Below are 22,110 nucleotides of genomic sequence, written 5' to 3'. Positions count from 1 at the left end.
CGCGAGACGAAACACGACCATGCGAGCCGGCATCGCCGCACGTGGCCTGCGAAGTCTAGCACGTCGCAGCACGCCGACAATCATCGGCTGTGTCGCGGGCGGAATGATGAAACTCGAAACTACGGTACATATCTACGCGACGCGCTTCAGCCGCTTCCCGGCGACAAGAGCCTCGTCCAATACGGCTGGTATTCGGGCGGCTTCGCAGCCGACCAGATAGCCGAGTGCGATCGCCTTTTCGCTGGCCGCATTTGCGCCGGCAACGTCATGCGACCAGCCGGCATGGACGCGCATGTCATTGAGGTCGCCAAGCGCGCTCTGCATCCTCTTCAGCGCGGCATTGAACCGCCGCGCGCGCCGGCCACCGCCGACGACATCGCGAAGCTCGGCAAAGAACTCGCGCCCATAACGCAGCTTCTTGACTGCGATGCGAAGCTTGTGGCGCTGCACGGCATCCAGTCGTTCCAGCCTGCCGATCCGCTTGACGATCTTGCGGGTGCGGCGCTTCAGCTCGCGCGCGGCGACGTCTGCAATCGGTCGCTGCCGCAACGCTTGGCGGAGTGGATCGGAAGCGTTCCGCCAGTCGCCGTCGAGCAGCCACGCCGTCACGTCGAGAAGCAGATGGCGGAATCGTTCGCTTTCCACCGCGGCGCGGGCGCGCGCGAAGCCTTTCCGCCGGTCGTTGGCCGCATCCTCCTCCAACAGCGCGAATTCCGGCTGATCTTGATGAGCTGACCGAAACGGCGCCACGGTCTTGGTAAGGAACACATCGCGATCGCGCGCCGGCCCGAGCTGCTCGGTCAGCCATTTGAGCTCGCCCTTGATCCGGCGCACCTCCGTGCCGCGCACCATGTCCTTGAACAGCGACAGCGCTGCGCGCAGCCGGCGCAGGCCGATCCGCATCTGGTGGACACCTTCGGGATCTTCCCGCCGCACGGCCGCTTCATTGGCGCCGACCTGACGCAGGCATTCGAGGCCAATTTGGGCGAAGGCAGCGGCGGTGCTGGCCTCAGCCAGCGGAACGTGACCGGCCTTGACCGGCGCATCGGCATCGCCGTCCAATAGCGCATAGCCGCGCTCCGCCTTGGTCCGGGGCGCATAAGTGAGCTCGATCTTGCGGGCCAGTTCCCGCAGCAGCGTTACGGCGTCGCGCCGATTGCCGCGCTTCAATTCGATCTCGATCTCGGCGATCGGCGCGCATTGATCGTTTGGGGTGCGGACTTCGCCGGTATCGAATGCCAATTCGAATTCGCTCTCGCCGATCCGAACCGGCATCGTCACACGATCGACGTTCGTTTCGAAAATCGGCTGCAATCGCTTGCAAAGCTTGCCGGTCAGCATTCGCCCAAGAGCGGTATCCTCGGCGAGATCGAGCCGCGGCTTGTCGCCTTCGATCTCTTGCTCCCATTCGTTGCGCCCCAGCGCCGTACCTGCGGCCGATTTGATGGTCTGCAAATGGCGGGACCCGGTGTTGCGGACACGAAGGCTCACGCCGTGGTCACGCAGCGCACATTTCGGCGTGTCGAAATAGATCGATTGCAATTTGGCCTGCGTCGCCGCTCCGGCAGCGATCTCCTTCAGCCATGATAGCGATGCGGCGTTGCGGATCGCGGCAGCGGGGGCGGCAAGTTTCAGTTCGATTTCGGTGCCCATGGGGTTCCCCCGTCATCGGAGTGTCACACCTGCTCCGATAAGGGAATGGCCCGCAACTCGTTCCGTCTCCGAGCCGAGTTGATGAGAGTTCGCGCGGGGACGCTCCGCAGGCATCGCCGACATGGTCGATGGAAGCGTGGCAGAGTCCTGCCGTCGGCTACTTCTGGCCTGTGATCGAGGACGGAACGCGATTGACCGGCTTGGACGATTGGAGTCGTTGTACGAGATCCCTCGGCAGGGTGACGACGGTGGCTTGCGGCGAGACGGGCGCAGCGACCTGCTCATTGCCCTTGCGAGCTGCTCCATTGGAGGAACTGATAGGCGCATCACTCATCAATTTGGCCGGAGCGCGCGTTTGCGCGGGCACGATTCGCGTCACCACATGCTCCCGGAGCAGTTCGCTGCCTTCAGGGAACCACATCGAACTCGGCTCCGCCTTGTTGGCACGTTCGGCAAATGCCCGGCTCAAGCCCAGTCTTTGCAGCCGTTCTTCCTCGGCGGCGACGCTGTGACTGCGCTCGGCAGCGGTGATGCCGCGATAAGTCGGCTGATGAAAGCCAAGCTTTGCGCTCGACAGGATGGCGCGATCCTTGCCGCCGAGGAAGACGATGGTACAGGCGGACAAGCATTGCTTCTCGACCAGGGTGGACAATCCGTGCGCCTTGATGAGGTCGGACATTTTTTGTGCCTCGCGAATACGGCCGCCGACGGAATCGAGCCGCACCGTTTTCAGCTCCGGCATTGCGCTCAGGAAATCTTCCAGCTCCTTCGCAACACCGAACTTGATGCCGCCGGAGAACTCCAGCATCTCGCCATAAGCGAGAACCTTGAACTGATGCGGGCCGAGCGAACGGTCGCCCGCGACGATCTCGGCGACACCTGCGAGCTGCGGCAAGCCTTGCATGAAGAACTGCAAAAGCGTGCTGGCAGCCCCCAGCACCACCATCACCTTGGCGACGAGACCCCATCGGCCCTTGCCGGCCGCGCGATAGCGCGTGGCCGACCGCCAGATGCCGACGAGCTGCCAAAGCGTGAGCAACGCCACGCAAAGCCAGATCGCGCTCATCCATAGCAAGGCCGGGACGGGCTCCGCATCGAACTGTTCATGCACGATCAGGCCCGCGATGACCGCGATCGTCGCACCGGCGATCACGCCGACCAGTCCACCGTTGACCCAATAGGACAACGGCAACGACAGCTCGCCACGCCAGTGGCGCGCGATGTAGCTGCGCTTCCCCTGATCCGCCGCGGGTGGAAGCGGAGGCGGACTCGCGGCGGAAATTGGTGTCCCCTCTGAAGCTGTCCGGCCGGCGTCGCCGAACGGCACAGCAGGACCAGCCTCGGCGAGACGATCCATAGCCGGCGCCGTTGATGAGGCCGATTCGAGTTGGATCGTCGTCCGCTCCGCGCGGATCACACTGGTCCCTGCGAAGCGATCGTACCAGGTATCGCTTCGGACATAGACCTGCCGCCACGCTGCCAAGCCTACGACCAGGACCGGACCATAGGAGGCGAGCGTTATCGCAATGAGAACGTTCTCCGGAAGCGCGGTCACAGGAAAGAACGACAGGATCACGGGCCAGATGATCAGCGGGCTCAGGATCACAAGCAGCAGCAGATAGCGCCGTCTCACCTCACTGGCGGACGGCACGCATCCGTCGTCGACCCGCGCCAGACGCATGCGGCAGATCCTGCGACCGGGCGTGCCCTGTCGATCGTCGCGCGCAAAGCGCCAAGCCAGCAGCAGCGGCAGCAGCAGAATGCCCAGCGACAGACCCATGATGGGGGCGCCATCCGCATTGAGCATGCTGTCGATGTGAATCTCCTTCGTGATCGCTCCATCCCTGGTCACGCGCTGCACACGCAACGTGCGGGCCGACTGCAGACCCAACACGCTGTTCTGGCAATCGACGATCACGTTGGCATTGAAATCAGCCGGGATCGCCACGCCGGCTGGCAGCGAATCGAGCTTGCTGCACTTGATTGTGTAGATGCCGCCGGAAAATTGAATGCGGCCATGGGTCAGCGGAAACAGGACCAGCGCGCAGAGCTGCAGAATGACTGCAATGATCATGACGTCGATCAGCAGCGCGGTTAGCCGGCGCCAGACGCCGGCGCGTTTGAAGTTGCTGCTGAGACTTTGGTCCGTCACAAAACCGCTCGGCAAACATCGCTGGCAATGCCCGCCGCAGGCCGGCAGACCACCTGTATGCTGCCCGGAATTGATTGCCGTTACAAGGCGTCACAACCGGATCGCGCGCGGAAGGTTAAAGGCTCTTCCCGCGCGCGTCGTTCTCTTGCCGGCTTTGCGACGGCCGCGGATTAGCGCGCACCAAATGTCGTCTTGCCGAACAACTCCTTCTGCGTCGACGGCTGCGAACGCCAATATTGTGGCGGTGCGCTGACCTGACCGCCGAGTTCGGCGCCCGCGTGCCAGCCCCAGCGCGGGTCGTAGAGCATGCGGCGTGCGAGCGCGACCATGTCCGCCTTGCCCGAGGCCACGATCTCCTCCGCCTGCCTGGCTTCCGTGATCAGGCCGACCGTGATGGTGGGAAGGCCGGCTGCCTGTTTCACGGCTTGCGCAAACGGCACCTGGTAGCCAGGGCCAAGCGCGATCTTCTGCAGCGGTGAGACGCCGCCGGACGACACGTCGATCCAGTCGGCGCCGCGGCGCTTGAGCTCTTGAGCGAAGGCGATGGTCTGCTCGAGGTCCCAGCCGCCGTCGACCCAATCCGTCGCGGAGACCCGCACGCCGACCGGCTTGTCGGCCGGGAACGCCGCACGGACTGCCTCGAACACCTCGAGCGGATAGCGCATGCGGTTCTCGATGCTTCCGCCATATTGATCGGTGCGGTGGTTCGAGAGCGGCGACAGGAATTGATGCAGCAGATAGCCGTGCGCGCCGTGCAGCTCGAGCGCATCGATGCCGAGCCTGTCGGCGCGCCGGGCCGCATCGACGAAGGCATCGCGAATGCGCGTGAGCCCCGCTGCATCGAGCGCCGCCGGCGGGGCTTCACCCTCCTTGTGTGAGATCGCCGATGGAGCAACCGTCTGCCAGCCGCCTTGCGCGAGCGGGATCTGCTGGCCGCCCTCCCAGGGGCGATGGCTCGACCCCTTGCGGCCGGCATGCGCAAGCTGCATCGCCACGGCCGCCTTTGAATGTTTGCGGACCGAGGCGAGGATCGGCTTCAGCGCGGACTCGGTCGCATCGTCCCACAGGCCGAGGCAGCCGGGCGTGATGCGTCCGATCGGCTCGACATGCGTCGCCTCGATGCAGAACATCGCCGCGCCCGACAGCGCCAGCATGTTGATGTGAGTGAAATGCCAGTCGTTGGCCGCGCCGTTGTCGGCAGAATATTGGCACATCGGGGAGACCATGATGCGGTTGGCAAGTTCGAGACCGCGCAGCTTGATCGGAGAAAACAGGGCGCTCATGCGGGAGGGTTTCCGGGCTGGACGAGGGATAGTGCTAAGTAGCGTGCGGTTCGATCTTCCTCAACTGCACGACCATCTCTGGATGCGAGTAGCTGCGATCACTTCGGGGTTAGAAGGGCGCACCCTGTCACCAAGGACACCGCTGTCGTCCCCGCGAACGCGGGGAGCCATAGCCACAGGATTGAGTTGTCCCGCTCGGGACGTGCCAGGTGCCCGTTTCCAACATCACGCGGTATGGATCCCGGGTCGCGCTCACTTCGTTCGCTTGCCCGGGACGACATGGAAGTTATTCCACCAGCGTGAATTGCAGCAGCAGCGTGCGCTGGATGATCGAGAAATTGTCATCGGAAATCATGGTCAGCACCGTGTCGCCCTCCGGCGTGACGTGCGCATCGATGCCTTCCATATTGTCGATCTCCTGGCCGAGATCCACCGCGAAGATGGTGGGGCCGTCGACCAGCGCGCCCGGCGCGATGTCGGCGAGCCGCAGGCGGCGGATACGGATGCCGACTCCTGAGAGCAGCGAGAACTTGCGCTCCAACACCAGGAGATCGCCTGCTGGCAGCAACACGGCGTCACTGACGTCGAAGTCCTCGGTGCGCCGGACGCTGAACTGCCCCGGCGTCGGACCACCAACCAGGAACGAGATCAGATTGCCGTTCGCGTCCAGCCCGCGCTCCGAGATCGCGATCAGGGTGCCGGCAAGTGGCAGATCTTTCGGCACGAAGACGAGCGCCTCGAGACCCTTGTTGTTCGGCAGCCGTTTCGCCGCCGGAGGCAGCGGCACGATCTCGCTGCGCGCGCGGGTAAAGCCCTTCGAAAAGTCGTAGCGCAGCACCTGGTTGACGCGTTCGAGCCCGATATAGACCTGATCGCCGTCCATCGCGATGGATTCGGAATCGTACCAGCCGCGATCGAGGATCGGCCGCCCGTCAGGGCCAAGTAGCGGCGCGGCCTCGACCTCGGCGAGACCCACCATCTGTCGGCCCGAATACACGATGCGGCCGGTGAACCAGCTGCCCTGGTCGCTGATAGCGACGAAGCGCTCGCCTTTGGCATCAAGCCGGATGCCTGACAATCCGCCGAAGCCGGGGAATGACGACGTCAGCACCAGCCCACTGCGGTACTCCAGCGAACCGAAGCGCAGCCGCGAGCGGTCGCGCAGGTCGAAGGTCGGCAGCGGCCGTGCTCTCACCTCGATCGCGACCGGGCTGCTGACCGAATGCGCGTCGTGGACGGTTCGATTGGCCGCTGGGGTAACCGCCGTCTGAGCCTGTGCCAGACGGGGGCGTGCAAACGTAGCAAGTCCCGCGAGCGCCAGCTCCAGGAATCGTCTCCGATCGGAGACCGCGTATCGCGACATCGCTGCCAAGGCCCCCCTCCCCGACCCTCGCCGTCACGGCGAGGGAGCGCTGCCCAGCTTGATCACGCTCACGAATGCAGCCGGCGCTTCGGCACGTGTGCGGGCTGCGGCGCCGCGTGCGTCTCGGTGAAGAGTTCGGCCAACTTCTCGGTGATCGCCCCGCCCAGCTCCTCGGCATCCACGATGGTGACCGCGCGACGGTAATAGCGCGTGACGTCATGGCCGATGCCGATCGCGATCAGTTCGACCGGCGAGCGCGTCTCGATCTCCTCGATGATGTGCCGCAGATGACGCTCCAGATAGTTGCCGGGATTGACCGACAGCGTGGAGTCGTCGACCGGCGCGCCGTCGGAGATCATCATCAGGATCTTGCGCTGCTCGGCACGACCGAGCAGGCGCTTATGCGCCCAGTCGAGCGCCTCGCCGTCGATATTCTCCTTCAACAGGCCCTCGCGCATCATCAGGCCGAGGTTCTTGCGCGCGCGGCGCCACGGTGCATCAGCGGCCTTGTAGATGATATGGCGGAGGTCGTTGAGCCGGCCGGGATTGGCGGGCTTGCCGGCCGCAAGCCAGGCCTCGCGCGACTGCCCGCCCTTCCAGGCCCGCGTTGTGAAGCCGAGAATCTCGACCTTGACGCCGCAGCGCTCCAACGTGCGCGCCAGGATGTCGGCGCAGGTCGCGGCCACCGTGATCGGACGTCCGCGCATCGAGCCGGAATTGTCGAGCAGCAGGGTCACGACGGTATCGCGGAAGGTCGCCTCCTTCTCGCGCATGAAGGACAGCGGCTGATAGGGATCGATGACCACGCGCGACAGCCGCGCCGGATCAAGGATTCCCTCCTCGAGGTCGAACTCCCAGGCGCGGTTCTGCTGCGCCATCAACCGGCGCTGCAGCCGGTTGGCGAGCCGTGCCACGATGCCCTGCAGATGCGCGAGCTGCTTGTCGAGATAGGAGCGCAGCCGCTCCAGCTCATCGTGGTCGCAGAGATCTTCTGCTGCGATCACCTCGTCGAACTTCGGCGCGAAAGCATGATATTCCGGACCGCGCGGCTCATTGGCGCCGCCGCGGTTCGGCCGCGTCGCTTCGCCCGGCGTCTCGTCATCGCCAAGCTCGCCCTCGTCAAGGGTGTCGCTGGCCGAGGCCTGCGCCGCCTCCATCGCACTTTCCGACATCTCGTCCGACGTCGTCTGCGCCTGGTCGGCGCTCATCTCCTGCGCGGCATCGGAATCGGGCGAGCCTTCCGCGCCGGATTGCTCGTTGTCGCCGTCGCGATTGTCGTCGTCGTTCTCGTCCTCTTCGGAATCGGCACTGCGCTCGTCACCGAGTTCGAGTGCCGACAAGAGGTCATGAACCATGTCGCCGAATTTAGCCTGGTCCTCGGTGAAGCGGCCCAACTGGTCGAGGCGGTTCCCGATCTTGTCCTCGAGAATTGGACGCCAGAGATCGACCAGCTTGCGCGCGGCGGTCGGCGGGGCCATTCCGGTCAGCCGCTCGCGGACCAGCATGGCCAGCGCATCCGACAACGGCGCGTCGGCGCGATCGGTGATCTCATCGTATTTGCCGCGATGGAAGTGATCGTCGAGCATCGCGGTGAGGTTCTTCGCGACGCCGGACATGCGCCGCGCGCCGATCGCCTCGACGCGCGCCTGTTCGACCGCCTCGAACACGCCGCGCGCCTGCGGATTGGCGGGGATCAGCTTGCGGTGGATCTTTGGATCATGACAGGCGAGCTTCAATGCGATGGAATCGGCGTGGCCACGCACGATCGCCGCATCGCGCTTGGTCATCTTGCGCGCGGGCTCCGGCAGCCGCGCCTTGCCGGGCGCCAGGCCCGGCCGCTCGGCCGCGAAGGAGACTTCAAGCTCCGGCGCCTTGGCGATCGCGCGCAGGCAGGCCGTGACCGAGCGCTTGAACGGCTCAGTCGGCGCTTCCTTGGCTCCGTTGCGGAATTTGCTGTTGGATGTGGTCATCGCTGCTCAGTTTGTCGTCCCCGCCTTGTGCGCGATTGCGCACTGGAGCGGGTACCCATAACCACCGGCGGCTAATATGGTTGGAGCAACTAGCCGCCTCGCTTGATCGAAACATTCCGCGGTATGGGTCCCGGATCGCGCTTCGCCTGCCCGGGACGACACCGACGTTAGCTCAACGCCACATTGACTGCGGACTCCGGCAGCTCCGCGTTGAAGCAGCGCTGGTAGAACTCCGCGACCAGCGGGCGCTCCAGCTCGTCGCATTTGTTCAGGAAGGTGACGCGGAAGGCAAAGCCGATATCGCCGAAGATCTCGGAATTCTCCGCCCAGGTGATCACGGTCCGCGGGCTCATCACCGTCGACAGATCGCCATTGGCAAAAGCGTTGCGTGTGAGATCGGCGAGCCGGACCATCTTGTTGACGATGTCGCGGCCCTGCTGGTTCTGATAGTGGCGCGCCTTGGCCAGCACGATTTCCACTTCCTCGTCATGGGCCAGGTAGTTGAGCGTGGTGACGATCGACCAACGGTCCATCTGGCCCTGGTTGATCTGCTGGGTGCCGTGATAGAGGCCCGAGGTATCGCCCAGACCGATGGTGTTGGCGGTCGCGAACAGGCGAAACGCCGGATGCGGCTTGATGACCTTGTTCTGATCGAGCAGCGTCAGCCGGCCCGAGACCTCGAGCACGCGCTGGATCACGAACATCACGTCCGGACGGCCGGCGTCATATTCATCGAACACCAGCGCCACGTTGTGCTGCAGCGCCCATGGCAGAATGCCGTCGCGGAATTCGGTGACCTGCTTGCCGTCCTTGACGACAATCGCGTCTTTGCCAACCAGATCGATGCGGCTGATATGGCTGTCCAGGTTGACGCGCACGCAGGGCCAGTTCAAGCGGGCCGCGACCTGCTCGATATGGGTCGACTTGCCGGTGCCGTGATAGCCGGTGACCATGACGCGGCGGTTCTTGGCGAAACCGGCGAGGATCGCCAGCGTGGTGGCGCGATCGAAACGGTAGTCGGTGTCGACCTCCGGAACATGCGGGTCGGTTTGGGAAAAGGCCGGCACCTCAAGGTCGCTGTCGATCCCGAACACCTGACGAACCGACACTTTCATGTCCGGCAAACCGGTGATCTCCTGCGCATTGGTCGTAGCGGCGGTCGTCATTCGTCCTCCGAGGTCCCGGGCGTTTTCCGAAACCAGATTTTGTCTGTGGCTGCGGTTTGTGGCTTCGCAACAGCCTAGCAGAGAGCGCTGGCGGGCAGAAGCCTAAGGGTTAATCAAAGTTCCGTTGGGATATCATCGAGATAGGCGCGAGACGCGATTTTTGAAAGGCTGCTCTGCGAATCATTGCCACCTTTTTGCCCTGCCCATCCCTGCTGCGATGCGGCATGGCACTTTCCAAGGAGGTTCCTAGTTATGAGGCATCGTTATCAGCCCAGCCAGGATTTGCGTGGCCCACCTGCTTGATCCCCTCATCGCCTTCGTCTCCGAACATTCGGGACTGGCCTATCTCACCATCTTCCTGGCTGCCCTGCTGGAAGCCATCCCGATCGCGGGCTCGGTCGTCCCGGGCACGACCATCATCCTCGCGTTGAGTGCGCTGATCGCCGGCGGCGAACTCAAGCTGGAATGGGTGCTGGCCGCAGCGATCGTGGGCGCCGTGCTTGGCGACGGCTCAGCCTTCTGGGTCGGCCACCGCAGCCAGCGGGAAATCCTGACCGCCTGGCCGTTCTCGAATTACCCCCGCCTGGTGGCCCAGAGCGAAGCCTTCTTCCATCGTTTCGGGACGCTGGCGATCTTCTTTGCCCGGTTCGTGGCCCCGATCCGCGCCGTGGTGCCGATCACGGCCGGAGCGCTCGACATCCCGCCGGTCCGCTTCTATGCCGTGAACATCCCGGCCATCGTGCTCTGGGCCTGTGCGCATGTGCTGCCGGGCGTGTTCGCCGTGCAGCTCCTGCATCGCTATGCCGGCATCCCGCATCACAGCCACATCGCCAAGCCGATCTGGATCCTGGCCGTGGTGATCGGCACGATCCTGGTCTGGCTTGTGCTTCGGTTGCTGCGGAAGCGCCGCGAAGGACAATTCGTAGCGCAGGCGAGCGAGTAGTGGCGCCTCAGAGCGAATCGAGGATGGCACCGCGCCCCGGCGACGGACCGACATAGCGGGCGCGGGGACGGATCAGCCGGCCGTGTTGCAGCTGCTCGCAGGCGTGGGCAATCCAGCCGACCGAGCGAGCCATCGCGAACAGGGCCAATTCGCTGCCCGCAGGCAGCCGCAGGCTGTGCACCAGCACGGCCAGCGCGTAGTCGATGTTCACAAATTCGCCGGTCGCCTCCGCGATCCGCTCTGGCACTTCGCGGGTGAATTTGCGCGGCGCTCCGGCACGATTGAGGGCATCCAGCAAGGAGATCGCGCGGGGATCGCCGCGCTTGTAAATGCCGTGGCCGAAGCCGGCAAACCGCTCCCCAAGCGCCACCCTCTCCCGGATCAGTGGCGCGACGTCCCGATCGATCAGCGCCTTGACCAGCTGCGACGCAAGAACGCCGGCGCCACCATGCTTGGGGCCTTTCAAGGCCGCCAGGCCGGCAATGGTCGCGTCATAGAGGTTCAACCCGGTCGATGCCGCGCAGCGCACGGTGAAGGTGGAAGCGTTAAGCTCGTGATCGGCGAGCAGCACCAGCGCGCGGCGGATCAGGTCGGGCGCATGCTTGTGCTCGACCGCCCAGGCGTTCGCGATCTGCAGGTGCAAGGGTTGAGCTGAAGCTGCCGTGTTCAGCATGGTGGCGACGAGAAGCCGAACAATACGTGCGCCCACCAGCGCCCGTCCCTCGGCTGCGCGATTGAATGCGCCGGGATCGGCGCTGGCGGCCAGCGCCAAAACCGCGATAGCCCGATCCAGCGGCGCGGCACGCCGTGCAGCGTCGGCGATGACGGTCATCGCTTCAGAGACGACCGGACAATTGTCCGGAGCGAACGGATCGATCGCGGTCACGTCCCACAACAGCGTCGCTGCGTGCTCGAGCGTGTCCTTCTCGGCCAGTTCGACGCAATTGACCCCGCGATAAATCGGGCCGGCTTCGGTGATGGTCGCGATGGCCGAGTCCAGCACGGGTAGATCGGCATCAAAGCTGCGGAAACCTCTCGGCTCCGGCGCAGGTCCGCGGCGCTCCTTCAGCGCGCGGACGTCCTCGGCCCGATAGCGATGGCTGCGCGAATCCGGCGACGGCTCGGAGCGAATGAAGCCGCGGCTGACATAGGCGTAGAGGGTCGCGGGCGAGATCGCCAGTTCGGCAGCAGCTTCTCGCGCCGAGAGATAAAGGCCCGACGAATTTTTCATATTGATTTGTATAATCAAGATTGATCAATGCGTCGAGCCGATCAACCTTCCGAAAGCGACATCCCATCGGAAGGAGATCCCGTCATGAATATCCCGCTCGGCAGAACCCCAATTGGCCTGGACGGCATTCCAGCGGCCGAGACCGTGCTGAGCCACGTCGACGGCGAGCACGGCGAGCTCATCATCGCCGGTGAACGCGTGGCCGACCTGGCGGCCGCGGCGAGCTTCGAGGCGGTGGCGGCGCGGCTGTGGAGCGCGGCACGCGACCAGCTGGTGGACGAGGTCGAGGTCCGTCAACAGCTCGGCATCGCCCGTGAACGCGCCTTTGCGCGGATCCCCGAATTGCTGGCGGCTTCACCTGGCATGAGCATCGTCGACGGCTTTCGCGCCGCGGTCGCAGCACTGCGGGCCGAGGACGGGCTGGCGCATGAGGCCGCAATTGTCGGCGCTTGTGCAGTCATCGCCGGGGCCTTGGTTCAGCGCGCGACCGGGGCTCTACCGATCGCACCGGATCCCACGGCAAGCCATGCTGCCGATACGCTGCGCATGTTACGGGGCGGTGCGCCCGAGCGGCGCGAGGTCGCTGCGCTCGACACTTATCTGGTGACGGTTTGCGACCACGGCATGAACGCCTCGACCTTTGCCGCGCGTGTGGTGGCCTCGACCCAGGCCGATCTGTTCGCCGCCGTGACCGCCGGTTATTGCGCGCTGACCGGCCCGCTGCATGGCGGCGCGCCGGAGCCGGTGCTCGAAATGCTGACCGCGATCGGCACGCGCGAGCGCATCAAGCCCTGGGTGGACGAGGCACTTGCGCGTGGCGCGCGGCTGATGGGATTTGGCCATCGCATCTATCGCGTGCGCGATCCGCGCGCCGACGTGTTGAAGGCGGCGATCGAACGGCTCGCCGACGCAGGCACGGCTCTTCCCTTCGCGAGCGCGGTCGAGGCCTATTGCCGCGAGGCGCTGCGACGGAAAAATCCCGACCGCGTGCTGGACACCAATGTCGAGTTCTTCACCGCGATCCTGCTGGATGCGCTGAAGATTCCGCGTCAAGCCTTCACACCGATTTTCGCTGTCGCCCGCAGCGCCGGCTGGACCGCGCATGCGCGCGAGCAGCAACGCACCGGCCGACTGATCCGGCCAAGCTCGGCCTATATCGGACCAACACCTGACGCGCCGAAGGCGTGAATTAACGTCGCATCCTGCACCGCGTGCGGCCGCGTTGCGGCCCACGCCAAGCGTATCAAGCGCGGATCAGGTCCGCACTACCGTCTTCAAATAATTGTAAGCCTTGATGATCTCGATCAGGCGATCCTCGGTCGAACGGTCGCCGCCATTGGCATCAGGATGGTGCTGCTTCACCAGCGCCTTGTACTTGCCCTTGACCTCTTCGAGCGTGGCATCGGGGCCCAGCCCCATCACCTGCAGCGCCTTGCGCTCGGCGTTGAAGACCTTGCGGGTCTCAGGCTTCGGTGCGGCCTGCGGGCCCGGGCGCCAGCTGGCGCGGCCATTGATCTCGGAGAACACGCTGAACGGATCGGCGGCGCCATCGAGATCGCCTTCGACATTGCCGCGCTTGCCCGCGGTGTTGGCGCCCATCTTCCAGGTGGGACGGTGACCCGTCAGCGCATCCTTCTGATAGCGCGCCACCGCCTCCGCATTCATGCCTGAGAAGAAATTATAGGACTGGTTGTATTCGCGCACGTGATCGAGGCAGAAGTGCCAATATTCGCGCGCATTCTCCCGCCCCTTGGGCGCGCGATGCGTACCCTTGTTATGGCAGTCCGGCCACTGGCAAGGCGTGGCCTCCTCACGCACCTGAGGCTGCCGCGAAGCCGCCTTCTTGGGCTTGATGCGGATGGAGTCGAAGAATTTAGATGAATCGATCGGCATGACGGACTTTGACTACGCAACGCGAAAAGCTTCAAGTCTTGACATTGCGAATACCTCAGAGGGGGCCGGCGGATTGACGAAAAATAATTTGATGCGTATTGCCGGACACCATGAGCATGAGAGACGCTATCACAAAGAAGTTGCGCGAAGCTTTCTCGCCGGAAAGCCTCGAGGTGCAGGACGAGTCTTATCTGCATGAAGGCCACGCCGGCCACGCGCCGGGCGGGGAGACGCATTTCCGAGTCTATATCGTGTCGCAGGCCTTTGCCGGCAAGAGCAGGATCGAGCGTCACCGCCTGATCAATGCGGCATTGGCTTCGGAACTCGCAGGCTCAGTGCACGCGCTCGCGCTGCACGCCAAGGCCCCCGGCGAAGCCTGATTATCGCACAGAATTTCGTTCGCGTACATATGCATCAGATCCAGCGCATCTGGCTCAACTGACGCACAGATCAAAACGCCGTGCCGGCGCGCCTGGGCCTTGCGTCTTCCACCTCGCCACGCGGCACCGGCACGATCCTGAGCGCGGTGATACGGTTGCGCTCCCGCCGCAGCACACGGAAGCGAAAGCCGTGAAAGGTAAAACTCTGGCCACGCTCCGGGATTGAACGGGCCTCGTGAATGACAAGACCCGCGACCGTGGTGGCCTCTTCGTCAGGCAGAGCCCAATCCATCGCGCGGTTGAGATCGCGGATCGGAACCGAGCCGTCGACCACGACCGAGCCGTCGGGCTGAACCCGAACGCCGGCAACCTGGACATCCTGCTCGTCGGAAATGTCACCGACGATTTCCTCCAGAATGTCTTCCAACGTGACGATACCTTCAACTTCGCCATATTCGTCCACGACAAGTGCGAAGTGAGTTTTGCGGCGGCGGAACGCCTTGAGCTGCTCGGAAACCGAGCGCATTTCCGGAACGAACCAGGGCGGCAGCGCCAGCGATGCGACGTCGATGCGCGACATGTCGCCTTCGGAAGCGCGGATCGCGCGCAACAGATCCTTCGCATGCAGCACGCCGATGATGTTCTCCGGCGAGCCACGCCAGAGCGGGATGCGGGTATATTCCGAGGCCAGCACCTCGCGCACCAGTTCCTCCGGCGGCAGGTCGGCATTGACCATCACCATTTCGGTGCGGTGAACCATGACCTCGGAGACTTGAAGTTCACGAAGATCCAGGAGCCCGCCGAACATGTCGCGGTCCTGCTTCTCGACCTTGCCCTCGTGATGCAACAGGTCGACGGCACCGCGCAAACGCTCGGTCGGCGATAGGATCGGCTGGTTGGCGCCGACCTTGAACCCGATCAACCGCATCAGCACGCGCACGACCGCTTCGATCACCGCGAGCAGCGGCCCGAGCACGAACACGGTGGTCCGCATCGGCCGCGCCACCGCGAGCGACACCCGATCCGGCGCGTTGATCGCGATCGTCTTCGGCAGCACCTCGGCAAAGATCACCACCAGCGCGGTCATGACGCCGGTGGCGTAGAGCACGCCGACTTCGCCGAACCAGGACGTGAACAGACCGGTGGCCAGCGCCGAGGCGCCGATATTGGCGATGTTGTTGCCGAGCAGCAGCGCGCCGATCAGGCGCTCGCGCATCTCGAACAGGCTCGAGACCACGTCGGCGTCGCGATTGCCCTGCTTGGAAAGCCGCAGCATGCTGGCGCGGGAGGCGCCGGTGAGCGCCGTCTCACTCAGCGCAAAGAATGCTGATGTCGCGAGCAGGATGATGACGATGGAAAGCGTGATCCAGTCCATGATGCCGATGTCGCTTTGCATATGGGCCGCCCCTGCCGTTTCGCTGCCGATGCTCAACACGGCAGCATCCGGTCAGGCGCGGCGCTGAAGCTTGGCCTGCAAGAAGTCACGAACCCTCGACGGGTCGACATCCCTGGCGATCACGGCCCGGCCGATCGCCTCGAGCAGAACGAAGGTGAGCTTGCCGCGCTTGACCTTCTTGTCCTGGGCCATCAGGGCCATCAGGCTGTCGGCATCGCCAATCCCTTCCTGGGCGAAGCCGGCGATATCCTGCAGATGGGTCGGCAGGCCCGCCGCAGCAAGATGATGCACGACCCGTTCGACGTCGCTTGCCGGCAGCATGCCGAGCTCAGCGGAGAATTGCGCCGCCAGCACCATGCCGACCGCAACGCCTTCGCCGTGGAACAGCCGGTCTGAAAAGCCGGTCGCAGCTTCCAGCGCGTGGCCGAAAGTGTGACCGAGATTGAGCAGCGCGCGGTCGCCGGTCTCGCGCTCATCACGCGCGACGATCGCGGCCTTGGCACGGCAGGAGGTGGCAACGGCGTGCTCGCGCGCTGGCCCGCCCTTGACGATGTCGGCGTGGTTGGCCTCGAGCCAGGTGAAGAAGCCGGCGTCGCCGAGCAGGCCGTACTTGGCGACTTCGGCGTAACCGGCGCGGAACTGGCGCGGCGACAGCGTGTCGAGCACGGCAGTATCTGCGATCACCAGGACCGGCTGGTGGAAAGCGCCGAGCAGGTTCTTGCCTTGCGGCGAGTTGATGCCGGTCTTGCCGCCGACCGACGAGTCGACCTGAGCCAGGAGCGAGGTCGGCACCTGCACGAAATCGACGCCGCGCCGCAGGATCGCCGCGGCGAAGCCGGCGAGATCCCCCACCACGCCGCCGCCGAGCGCGATCACGAGATCGTTGCGCTCGATCCTGGCCGCGATCAGCGCCTCGCTGACCTTCGCAAGCCCGGCATAGGTCTTCGACCCCTCGCCCTCCTCGACCACAATTCTCGTCGTCGGAATGCCGGCTTGCGCCAGCGCCGCCTCGGCCGGTTCGAGCCAGTGGGTCGCGACGGTGCGATCAGTGACGATGGCGGTGCGGACGCCGGGCCGCAACGCTGCGATCCGCTCGCCGAGCGAGGCCAGCACGCCTCGACCGATGACGATGTCATAGGCGCGCTCGCCGAGCGCGACATCGACGGTGATGGGATCGACGGCCTTCAATGGAGCAGTCATCGCAGCCCACCCATGGCTTGGGTAACATCCGTCGGAGCGTCATCGGCCTCCGTCGCGTCGCCCTCTGCTGCTTCGGGCGCACCACAAAGGCGCGCATAAAGCGCGTCGATGCACTCATCCACGATCTTGTCGTGCGGCACGTCGCGTGACCAGATCGTCACATCCGCATGCTGGTAGACCGGCTCGCGCTCGGTCAGAAGCCGGGTGACAGTGCCGGCGGGATCGGCAGTCTGCAGCAGCGGCCGATCGGCCCGGCGCCTGACACGGCGCATGATCACGTCGGCATCGGCCTTGAGCCAGACCGAGACCGCCTTGTCCTGAATGCGTCTCCGAGTCTCCTCGCGCATGAAGGCCCCACCGCCGGTCGCCAGCACGCCGGGCCCGTTTTCCAGCAGCCGCGCGATCACCCGCGCCTCGCCGTTGCGGAAATAGTCCTCACCACTGGATTCGAAGATCTCCGGTATGGTCATGCCGGCAGCGGCCTCGATCTCATTGTCGGCATCGACGAAAGGCAGTTTCAGCCGGGCCGCGAGCCGCCGCCCGACTGTCGACTTGCCGGCGCCCATCATGCCGACCAGCACGACAAGCCGCCTGCCCAGGGCCGCTGTGATCGCGGCCTCCGGGGCGGGAGGGCTGGCTGCTGGTTCAGGCGTGTCGGTCATCAATTCCGCTATTATCCCACCGGCTTGCTGCATTCAAAGGCGCCCGTTCCAGGCAGCTATACTCCGTGAGCGCCCCGCCTTGCCAGATACACTTGCAAGCCGCCGGCGAACATGGTGGATGTCCCGCGTCCTTCGCTGCCTTGCTGGCCGAGATGCCCAGTCTTTTCCGATTTCTGACCGTGGTCGCCATCATCGTGGGCGTCGTCTACGGCGCGATCTACGCGCTGGCGAACTTCGTCAACCCGAAGCCGCGCGAAATGACGGTGACCATCCCGCCGGACAAGTTCCAGAAAAAATAGCCCGCGTCGCACCGCTGGCCGAAAAGCCACACCGTTTTGATTAAGTTTTTTACTGTTCTCTTTTGAACTAGCGGCGCCGCGATCTCGGCCAACTTCGCTTCCAGGCCTCCAGGGCCGGGATGATCGTCCTGCGGCGCACCGATTCGGACTTCGACGAGACGCGGACACCAGATGCGGGCCAAGGCCTCGAATGCCACGCTGACCACCCTGTTCCTGGACATGCTGGCTGCGGAACAGGGCGCGGGCGAGAACACGCTCGACGCCTACCGCCGCGATCTCACCGACCTTGCCGTCTTCCTCAGCCGCAAGAGCTCCAGCTTTGCAGCGGCGGATACCCAGGTGCTGCGGGACTATCTGGCCGACCTCGACACCAGGGGCTTCAAATCCTCCAGCGTGGCCCGCAGGCTGTCGGCGATGCGGCATCTGTTCCGGTTCCTGCTCAACGAACGCATCCGAACCGACGACCCTGCCGCGATCCTCGCGGGGCCCAAGCGCGGCCGGCCATTGCCGAAGGTGCTGTCGATCGCCGATGTCGACCGCATGCTGACCCGGGCCAAGGAGCTCACCTTGGTGGCGGACGCCTCGCCGACCGCACGATTGCGGGCGATGCGGCTCTATTGCCTGCTCGAGGTGCTCTACGCCACCGGCTTGCGCGTCTCCGAGCTGGTCACGCTGCCGCGCACCGCTGCCCGCCACGACGCCCGCATGATCGTGGTGCGCGGCAAGGGCAACAAGGAGCGGCTGGTGCCGCTGAACCAGGCCTCGCGGCAGGCGATGGCGGATTATCTCGCGGCGATGGATGCGCTCAAGCCCGAGAAGAAGGCCAGCGTCGCCGCCTCGAAATGGCTGTTTCCCTCGTTCGGCGAGAGCGGGCACCTGACCCGCCAGCACTTTGCCCGCGACCTCAAGGAGCTCGCAGTGGCCGCCGGCCTGCCGGCCCGGCTGGTCTCGCCGCACGTGCTGCGCCACGCCTTCGCCAGCCACCTGCTGCACAACGGCGCCGACCTGCGCATCGTGCAGACCCTGCTCGGCCACACCGACATCTCCACCACCCAGATCTACACCCATGTGGTGGAGGAGCGGCTGAAGAGCCTGGTGCGCGACCTCCACCCGCTGGCGGAGAAATAGCAGGCCGAGAAATAGCAGGCCCGGACGGAACCAAATCCGTCCCTCCCAGCCTTGACTTCGCGGCCATTCGACCCGAAAGAGCCCCATCCTGTCCGCGGGCGCGGCACAAGCTGCGCGCGCGGATCCCGAGCGATTCACTAAGCCGTTGAAGATATTTGCCTTCCAAGGCCGAGCCAAACCCGCCACGTTGCCTCACCCAGCGTCCCCATAAGCGATTCCATGCCGGACCCCATGCGCAGCTATCTTGATTTCGAAAAGCCCGTTGCCGAGCTCGATTCCAAGGTCGACGAATTGCGCTTGCTTGCGGCCTCCGGCACCGACATCGCCGAGGAGGTGACCCGGATCGAGGAGAAGGCCGGCCAGGCCCTGGCCGAGCTCTACGCCAATCTGACGCCCTGGCAGAAGACGCTGGTGGCGCGGCACCCGCAGCGGCCGCATTTCAGCGATTTCGTCAACGGCCTGATCACCGATTTCACTCCGCTCGCGGGCGATCGCAAATTCGGCGAGGACGCCGCCCTGCTCGGCGGCTTCGGCCGCTTCCGTGGCGAGCCGATCTGCGTGATGGGCCAGGAGAAGGGCGCCTCGACCGAATCCCGGCTCAAGCACAATTTCGGCATGGCGCGCCCCGAAGGCTACCGCAAGGCCGTGCGGCTGATGGAGATGGCCGAGCGATTCGGCCTTCCCGTGCTGTCGCTGGTCGATTCCGCGGGGGCCTATCCCGGCATCGGCGCCGAGGAGCGGGGCCAGGCCGAAGCGATCGCCCGCTCGACCGATTTCTGCCTCGCGCTCGGCGTGCCCAATGTCTCGATCATCACCGGCGAAGGCATGTCGGGCGGCGCCATCGCGCTGACCACCGCCAACCGCGTGTTGATGCTGGAGCACGCAATCTACAGCGTGATCTCCCCGGAAGCTGCCTCCTCGATCCTGTGGCGCGACGGCACCAAGGCCCAGGAAGCCGCCAACAGCATGAAGATCACCGCCCAGGACATGCTCCGCTTCGGCGTGGTCGACTCCATCCTCAAGGAGCCGGTCGGCGGCGCCCATCGCGATCCCACCGCGATGATCGCGGCAACGGGCGAAGCGATCGTCCAGGCGTTCGACGAGCTGAAGGGGCTGGACGCCGACGCCATCCGCAAGCAGCGCCGGCAGAAATTCCTCGAGATCGGCCGCAAGCTCGGTTGAGACGCGCTTCTTCTCCCTTCTCCTGCCCCGCCGGCTCGCGAATTTGTGAGCGAAAGCAGCCCTTTGGCCGCATTTCAGCCTGGACGCGGGTGTTCCCTGTTTAGATGTTGTTGACCACGCTGGCCGCGTGGCCAAGCGTCGGGAGGGGAGCGGGTTGCGGCCCACAGGGCCAAAGGCTACAGTTTTAATCAAGGTTGAGGCATGCGCAGGGCTTGATCGGCGACAATTCCTTGTCTGCCGCTCCAGCCTTAAGATGAGACGATTGGGGTTTTGCGACATGCCGTCGTGGCGGGGAGCTTTGCATTGATCAACCGCGCGTTTGTCCGGGTCCTGATGACCTCGGCGGCGTTGGCCGCTGGTGCGCTCTTGGCTGGCTGCAACAGCGATCAGGTGTCGCTTGCAAACAATGCCAAGGCCAACCAGCCGGTGCCGCCCAAACTGGTGGCCTCGATCGGCGAGAAGGACATGGATCTGCAGTCGCCGATCCTGATTCGCCTGTTCAAGCAGGAGGCCGAACTCGAAGTCTGGAAGCAGGACCGCTCCGGCAAGTTCGCGCTGCTCAAGACCTATCCGATATGCCGCTGGTCGGGCGATCTCGGACCCAAGGTGCGCGAGGGCGATCGCCAGGCGCCGGAGGGCTTCTACTCGATCTCGCCGGGCCAGATGAACCCGCAATCGGCCTATTACCTCTCCTTCAACACCGGCTATCCCAACGCCTATGACAAGTCGCTCGGCCATACCGGCTCGGAGCTGATGGTGCATGGCGACTGCTCCTCGCGCGGCTGCTACGCGATGACCGACGAGCAGATCGCGGAGATCTATTCGCTCGGCCGCGAGTCCTTCTTCGGTGGCCAGCGCGCCTTCCAATTCCAGGCCTATCCGTTCCGGATGACGGCGGTGAACATGGCCAAGCACCGCAACAATCCGAACATGCCGTTCTGGCGCATGATCAAGGAAGGCTACGACCATTTCGAGGTGACGCGTCAGGAGCCGAAGGTCGATTTCTGCGAGCACAAATACGTGTTCGACGCCTCGAAGCCGCCGGGCGCGACGCGTGATCCCGTGTTCGACGCCTCGGCGAAATGCCCGGCCTATGTGGTGGCCGACGATGTCGCGAACGCCGTGCGCGAGAAGCAGCAGGCGGACGAGGCGGAGTATGCCAAGCTCGTCGCCAAGGGCACGCCGGTCGCCAAGCTCAACACCGGCATCGACGGCGGCATGAACAGCGTGTTTGCCTCGCGCGTGCCGGGCGCCTCGACCGGCCTGTCCGAGCCCGGCGAAGCGCCAGGCCTGTCGTTCTCGCAGTTCTCGGCGATGCCCGGCACCATTCCCGGTCACGTCAATCCTCCGCGTGCGCCGAACGCCGATGAGACCGCAGTTGCGGCGGCTCCTGAGCCGGCCTCGGTTGCTTCGACGACGCCGCGCGTCGCCGCCGTCAGCGCGCCGGAGAAGTCGAGCCTGCTGTCCAACTTGCGCAAGATCGGCTCGAGCGGCGCCGTGGCGGCCAACGCCACTGCTGCGACCTCGAAGCCTGTCGAGAACAAGCCGGCAGCGCCGAAGGCCGTTGCTGCCAAGCCGGCCGAGACCCGGCCGAGCAACACCAGGCAGGCCGCAGCACATCCGCCGTTCAAGCCTGATGCTCCAGCAACAACCGCGGCGACGACGTCGGCACCGAGCCAGTCGCAGCCGACGCTGGTGGCAGGCGCCTCGCCGGTGCTGCAGTCGAACTCGTTCGACAGCCGCTTCTCGGCGTTCAAGTAAATCGCGACCCGCGCGCCGCGCGGGACGTTGTGCGATTTAGTTGTCAAACAAGCGCACCCCTGTCGTCCCCCGGCTTGACCGGGGGGACCCAGTATCCCAGAGATGGCTCTAACTGACCGAGAGGCCTCGGTGTACTGGATGCCCCGCCTGCGCGGGGCATCCAGTGAGTATGCGGACACGGCATGCCCATCTCATCGTCATTGCGAGGCACCCACCGGGTCTCGCCTCCAGCGAGCCCGATGACAGGCTCCGGCGACGAACCAATCCAGTGCCTCACGTCGATTGGATTGCTTCGGCGCGTCGCGCCTCACAATGACGCGCGTGATGTCGTCCGATTTACAATTCAAACAGCGATCAGGACGTGAGCCTGCGTTCTCGCGGCGCGTTTTGCGTCCGAGCTATCCATTCAGCTCACCCTCTTCTGGAAGAGGGCACAGGGAAGGCCGGA

The 22,110-nt window shown here is 64.8% G+C and carries 18 protein-coding genes; 7 read left to right on the top strand and 11 right to left on the bottom strand.

Annotated features, from left to right (window positions below; all coding sequences use genetic code 11):
* Positions 1 to 132: 132 nt before the first annotated feature.
* From BRAS3843_RS27390 to cobS, 6 genes are all read right to left on the bottom strand, one after another.
* A complete protein-coding gene (locus BRAS3843_RS27390) occupies positions 133 to 1,653 on the bottom strand; it encodes a CYTH and CHAD domain-containing protein (protein ID WP_008972378.1) in 1,521 nt (506 codons plus the stop codon).
* Between the two features lie 157 nt (positions 1,654 to 1,810).
* A complete protein-coding gene (locus BRAS3843_RS42335) occupies positions 1,811 to 3,805 on the bottom strand; it encodes an RDD family protein (protein ID WP_008972377.1) in 1,995 nt (664 codons plus the stop codon).
* A 170-nt stretch (positions 3,806 to 3,975) separates the two neighbouring features.
* Complete coding sequence (locus BRAS3843_RS27380; protein WP_008972376.1) at positions 3,976 to 5,088, bottom strand: NADH:flavin oxidoreductase/NADH oxidase; 1,113 nt, start codon at positions 5,086 to 5,088, stop codon at positions 3,976 to 3,978.
* 286 nt (positions 5,089 to 5,374) lie between these two features.
* Positions 5,375 to 6,451, bottom strand: coding sequence for an esterase-like activity of phytase family protein (locus tag BRAS3843_RS27375; RefSeq protein WP_008972375.1), 1,077 nt, complete (start codon positions 6,449 to 6,451; stop codon positions 5,375 to 5,377).
* Positions 6,452 to 6,519: 68 nt separating this feature from the next.
* Complete coding sequence (cobT, locus tag BRAS3843_RS27370; protein WP_008972374.1) at positions 6,520 to 8,421, bottom strand: cobaltochelatase subunit CobT; 1,902 nt, start codon at positions 8,419 to 8,421, stop codon at positions 6,520 to 6,522.
* A gap of 167 nt (positions 8,422 to 8,588) precedes the next feature.
* The gene (gene cobS / locus BRAS3843_RS27365; RefSeq protein ID WP_035982942.1) at positions 8,589 to 9,587 is read right to left on the bottom strand and encodes a cobaltochelatase subunit CobS; all 999 of its coding nucleotides are present in this window, start codon (positions 9,585 to 9,587) and stop codon (positions 8,589 to 8,591) included.
* Positions 9,588 to 9,873: 286 nt separating this feature from the next.
* On the opposite strand from cobS, the gene BRAS3843_RS27360 reads away from it, so the two are divergent.
* Positions 9,874 to 10,530 (top strand): DedA family protein, encoded by a 657-nt coding sequence (locus tag BRAS3843_RS27360; protein ID WP_008972372.1) that lies wholly within the window; start codon positions 9,874 to 9,876, stop codon positions 10,528 to 10,530.
* 7 nt (positions 10,531 to 10,537) lie between these two features.
* On the opposite strand, the gene BRAS3843_RS27355 is transcribed toward BRAS3843_RS27360, so the two are convergent.
* Positions 10,538 to 11,761 (bottom strand): citrate synthase family protein, encoded by a 1,224-nt coding sequence (locus BRAS3843_RS27355; protein ID WP_008972371.1) that lies wholly within the window; start codon positions 11,759 to 11,761, stop codon positions 10,538 to 10,540.
* An 84-nt stretch (positions 11,762 to 11,845) separates the two neighbouring features.
* On the opposite strand from BRAS3843_RS27355, the gene BRAS3843_RS27350 reads away from it, so the two are divergent.
* Positions 11,846 to 12,949 carry a citrate synthase/methylcitrate synthase gene (locus BRAS3843_RS27350; RefSeq protein ID WP_008972370.1) on the top strand — a complete coding sequence of 368 codons (1,104 nt, stop codon included), beginning with the start codon at positions 11,846 to 11,848 and terminating at the stop codon, positions 12,947 to 12,949.
* A 66-nt stretch (positions 12,950 to 13,015) separates the two neighbouring features.
* Here the strand turns inward: BRAS3843_RS27350 and BRAS3843_RS27345 are convergent, their stop codons facing one another.
* Positions 13,016 to 13,654, bottom strand: coding sequence for a DnaJ domain-containing protein (locus tag BRAS3843_RS27345; RefSeq protein ID WP_035982939.1), 639 nt, complete (start codon positions 13,652 to 13,654; stop codon positions 13,016 to 13,018).
* A gap of 110 nt (positions 13,655 to 13,764) precedes the next feature.
* On the opposite strand from BRAS3843_RS27345, the gene BRAS3843_RS27340 reads away from it, so the two are divergent.
* On the top strand, positions 13,765 to 14,034 hold the full coding sequence (locus tag BRAS3843_RS27340; RefSeq protein WP_035982937.1) for a BolA family protein: 270 nt from the start codon (positions 13,765 to 13,767) through the stop codon (positions 14,032 to 14,034).
* A gap of 70 nt (positions 14,035 to 14,104) precedes the next feature.
* On the opposite strand, the gene BRAS3843_RS27335 is transcribed toward BRAS3843_RS27340, so the two are convergent.
* From BRAS3843_RS27335 to BRAS3843_RS27325, 3 genes are all read right to left on the bottom strand, one after another.
* Positions 14,105 to 15,409, bottom strand: coding sequence for an HlyC/CorC family transporter (locus BRAS3843_RS27335; protein ID WP_008972367.1), 1,305 nt, complete (start codon positions 15,407 to 15,409; stop codon positions 14,105 to 14,107).
* A gap of 72 nt (positions 15,410 to 15,481) precedes the next feature.
* Entirely contained in the window at positions 15,482 to 16,630 is a 1,149-nt protein-coding gene (gene aroB, locus BRAS3843_RS27330) for a 3-dehydroquinate synthase (RefSeq protein ID WP_008972366.1), read from the bottom strand.
* Complete coding sequence (locus BRAS3843_RS27325) at positions 16,627 to 17,292, bottom strand: shikimate kinase (RefSeq protein WP_008972365.1); 666 nt, start codon at positions 17,290 to 17,292, stop codon at positions 16,627 to 16,629. The genes aroB and BRAS3843_RS27325 overlap by 4 nt, the downstream gene beginning before the upstream one ends.
* A 152-nt stretch (positions 17,293 to 17,444) precedes the next feature.
* Here BRAS3843_RS27325 and BRAS3843_RS27320 point away from each other — a divergent pair, with 152 nt between their 5' ends.
* From BRAS3843_RS27320 to BRAS3843_RS27305, 4 genes are all read left to right on the top strand, one after another.
* Complete coding sequence (locus BRAS3843_RS27320) at positions 17,445 to 17,591, top strand: hypothetical protein (protein WP_008972364.1); 147 nt, start codon at positions 17,445 to 17,447, stop codon at positions 17,589 to 17,591.
* A 171-nt stretch (positions 17,592 to 17,762) separates the two neighbouring features.
* Positions 17,763 to 18,719 (top strand): site-specific tyrosine recombinase XerD, encoded by a 957-nt coding sequence (gene xerD / locus BRAS3843_RS27315; RefSeq protein WP_008972363.1) that lies wholly within the window; start codon positions 17,763 to 17,765, stop codon positions 18,717 to 18,719.
* A gap of 219 nt (positions 18,720 to 18,938) precedes the next feature.
* Positions 18,939 to 19,901, top strand: a complete 963-nt coding sequence (locus tag BRAS3843_RS27310; RefSeq protein WP_008972362.1) for an acetyl-CoA carboxylase carboxyltransferase subunit alpha — start codon at positions 18,939 to 18,941, stop codon at positions 19,899 to 19,901.
* Between the two features lie 303 nt (positions 19,902 to 20,204).
* Positions 20,205 to 21,662: a murein L,D-transpeptidase family protein gene (locus tag BRAS3843_RS27305; protein ID WP_008972361.1), complete on the top strand. Its 1,458-nt coding sequence runs from the start codon at positions 20,205 to 20,207 to the stop codon at positions 21,660 to 21,662.
* Positions 21,663 to 22,110: the final 448 nt, after the last annotated feature.

Origin of the sequence: Bradyrhizobium sp. STM 3843 (assembly GCF_000239815.1) — a bacterium.
Lineage (GTDB): Bacteria > Pseudomonadota > Alphaproteobacteria > Rhizobiales > Xanthobacteraceae > Bradyrhizobium.
Note: the sequence above shows the minus strand (reverse complement) of the source record. Positions and strands in the feature narration are given on the sequence as shown.

Excerpts from the sequence above, each read along its gene's own strand:
- BRAS3843_RS27390 (WP_008972378.1), bottom strand. The coding sequence starts at position 1,653 with ATGGGCACCGAAATCGAACTGAAACTTGCCGCCCCCGCTGCCGCGATC.
- BRAS3843_RS27380 (WP_008972376.1), bottom strand. The coding sequence starts at position 5,088 with ATGAGCGCCCTGTTTTCTCCGATCAAGCTGCGCGGTCTCGAACTTGCC.
- BRAS3843_RS27375 (WP_008972375.1), bottom strand. The coding sequence starts at position 6,451 with ATGTCGCGATACGCGGTCTCCGATCGGAGACGATTCCTGGAGCTGGCG.
- cobT (WP_008972374.1), bottom strand. The coding sequence starts at position 8,421 with ATGACCACATCCAACAGCAAATTCCGCAACGGAGCCAAGGAAGCGCCG.
- cobS (WP_035982942.1), bottom strand. The coding sequence starts at position 9,587 with ATGACGACCGCCGCTACGACCAATGCGCAGGAGATCACCGGTTTGCCG.
- BRAS3843_RS27355 (WP_008972371.1), bottom strand. The coding sequence starts at position 11,761 with ATGAAAAATTCGTCGGGCCTTTATCTCTCGGCGCGAGAAGCTGCTGCC.
- BRAS3843_RS27350 (WP_008972370.1), top strand. The coding sequence starts at position 11,846 with ATGAATATCCCGCTCGGCAGAACCCCAATTGGCCTGGACGGCATTCCA.
- BRAS3843_RS27345 (WP_035982939.1), bottom strand. The coding sequence starts at position 13,654 with ATGCCGATCGATTCATCTAAATTCTTCGACTCCATCCGCATCAAGCCC.
- BRAS3843_RS27340 (WP_035982937.1), top strand. The coding sequence starts at position 13,765 with ATGAGCATGAGAGACGCTATCACAAAGAAGTTGCGCGAAGCTTTCTCG.
- BRAS3843_RS27335 (WP_008972367.1), bottom strand. The coding sequence starts at position 15,409 with ATGGACTGGATCACGCTTTCCATCGTCATCATCCTGCTCGCGACATCA.
- aroB (WP_008972366.1), bottom strand. The coding sequence starts at position 16,630 with ATGACTGCTCCATTGAAGGCCGTCGATCCCATCACCGTCGATGTCGCG.
- BRAS3843_RS27325 (WP_008972365.1), bottom strand. The coding sequence starts at position 17,292 with ATGACCGACACGCCTGAACCAGCAGCCAGCCCTCCCGCCCCGGAGGCC.
- BRAS3843_RS27320 (WP_008972364.1), top strand. The coding sequence starts at position 17,445 with ATGCCCAGTCTTTTCCGATTTCTGACCGTGGTCGCCATCATCGTGGGC.
- xerD (WP_008972363.1), top strand. The coding sequence starts at position 17,763 with ATGCGGGCCAAGGCCTCGAATGCCACGCTGACCACCCTGTTCCTGGAC.
- BRAS3843_RS27310 (WP_008972362.1), top strand. The coding sequence starts at position 18,939 with ATGCCGGACCCCATGCGCAGCTATCTTGATTTCGAAAAGCCCGTTGCC.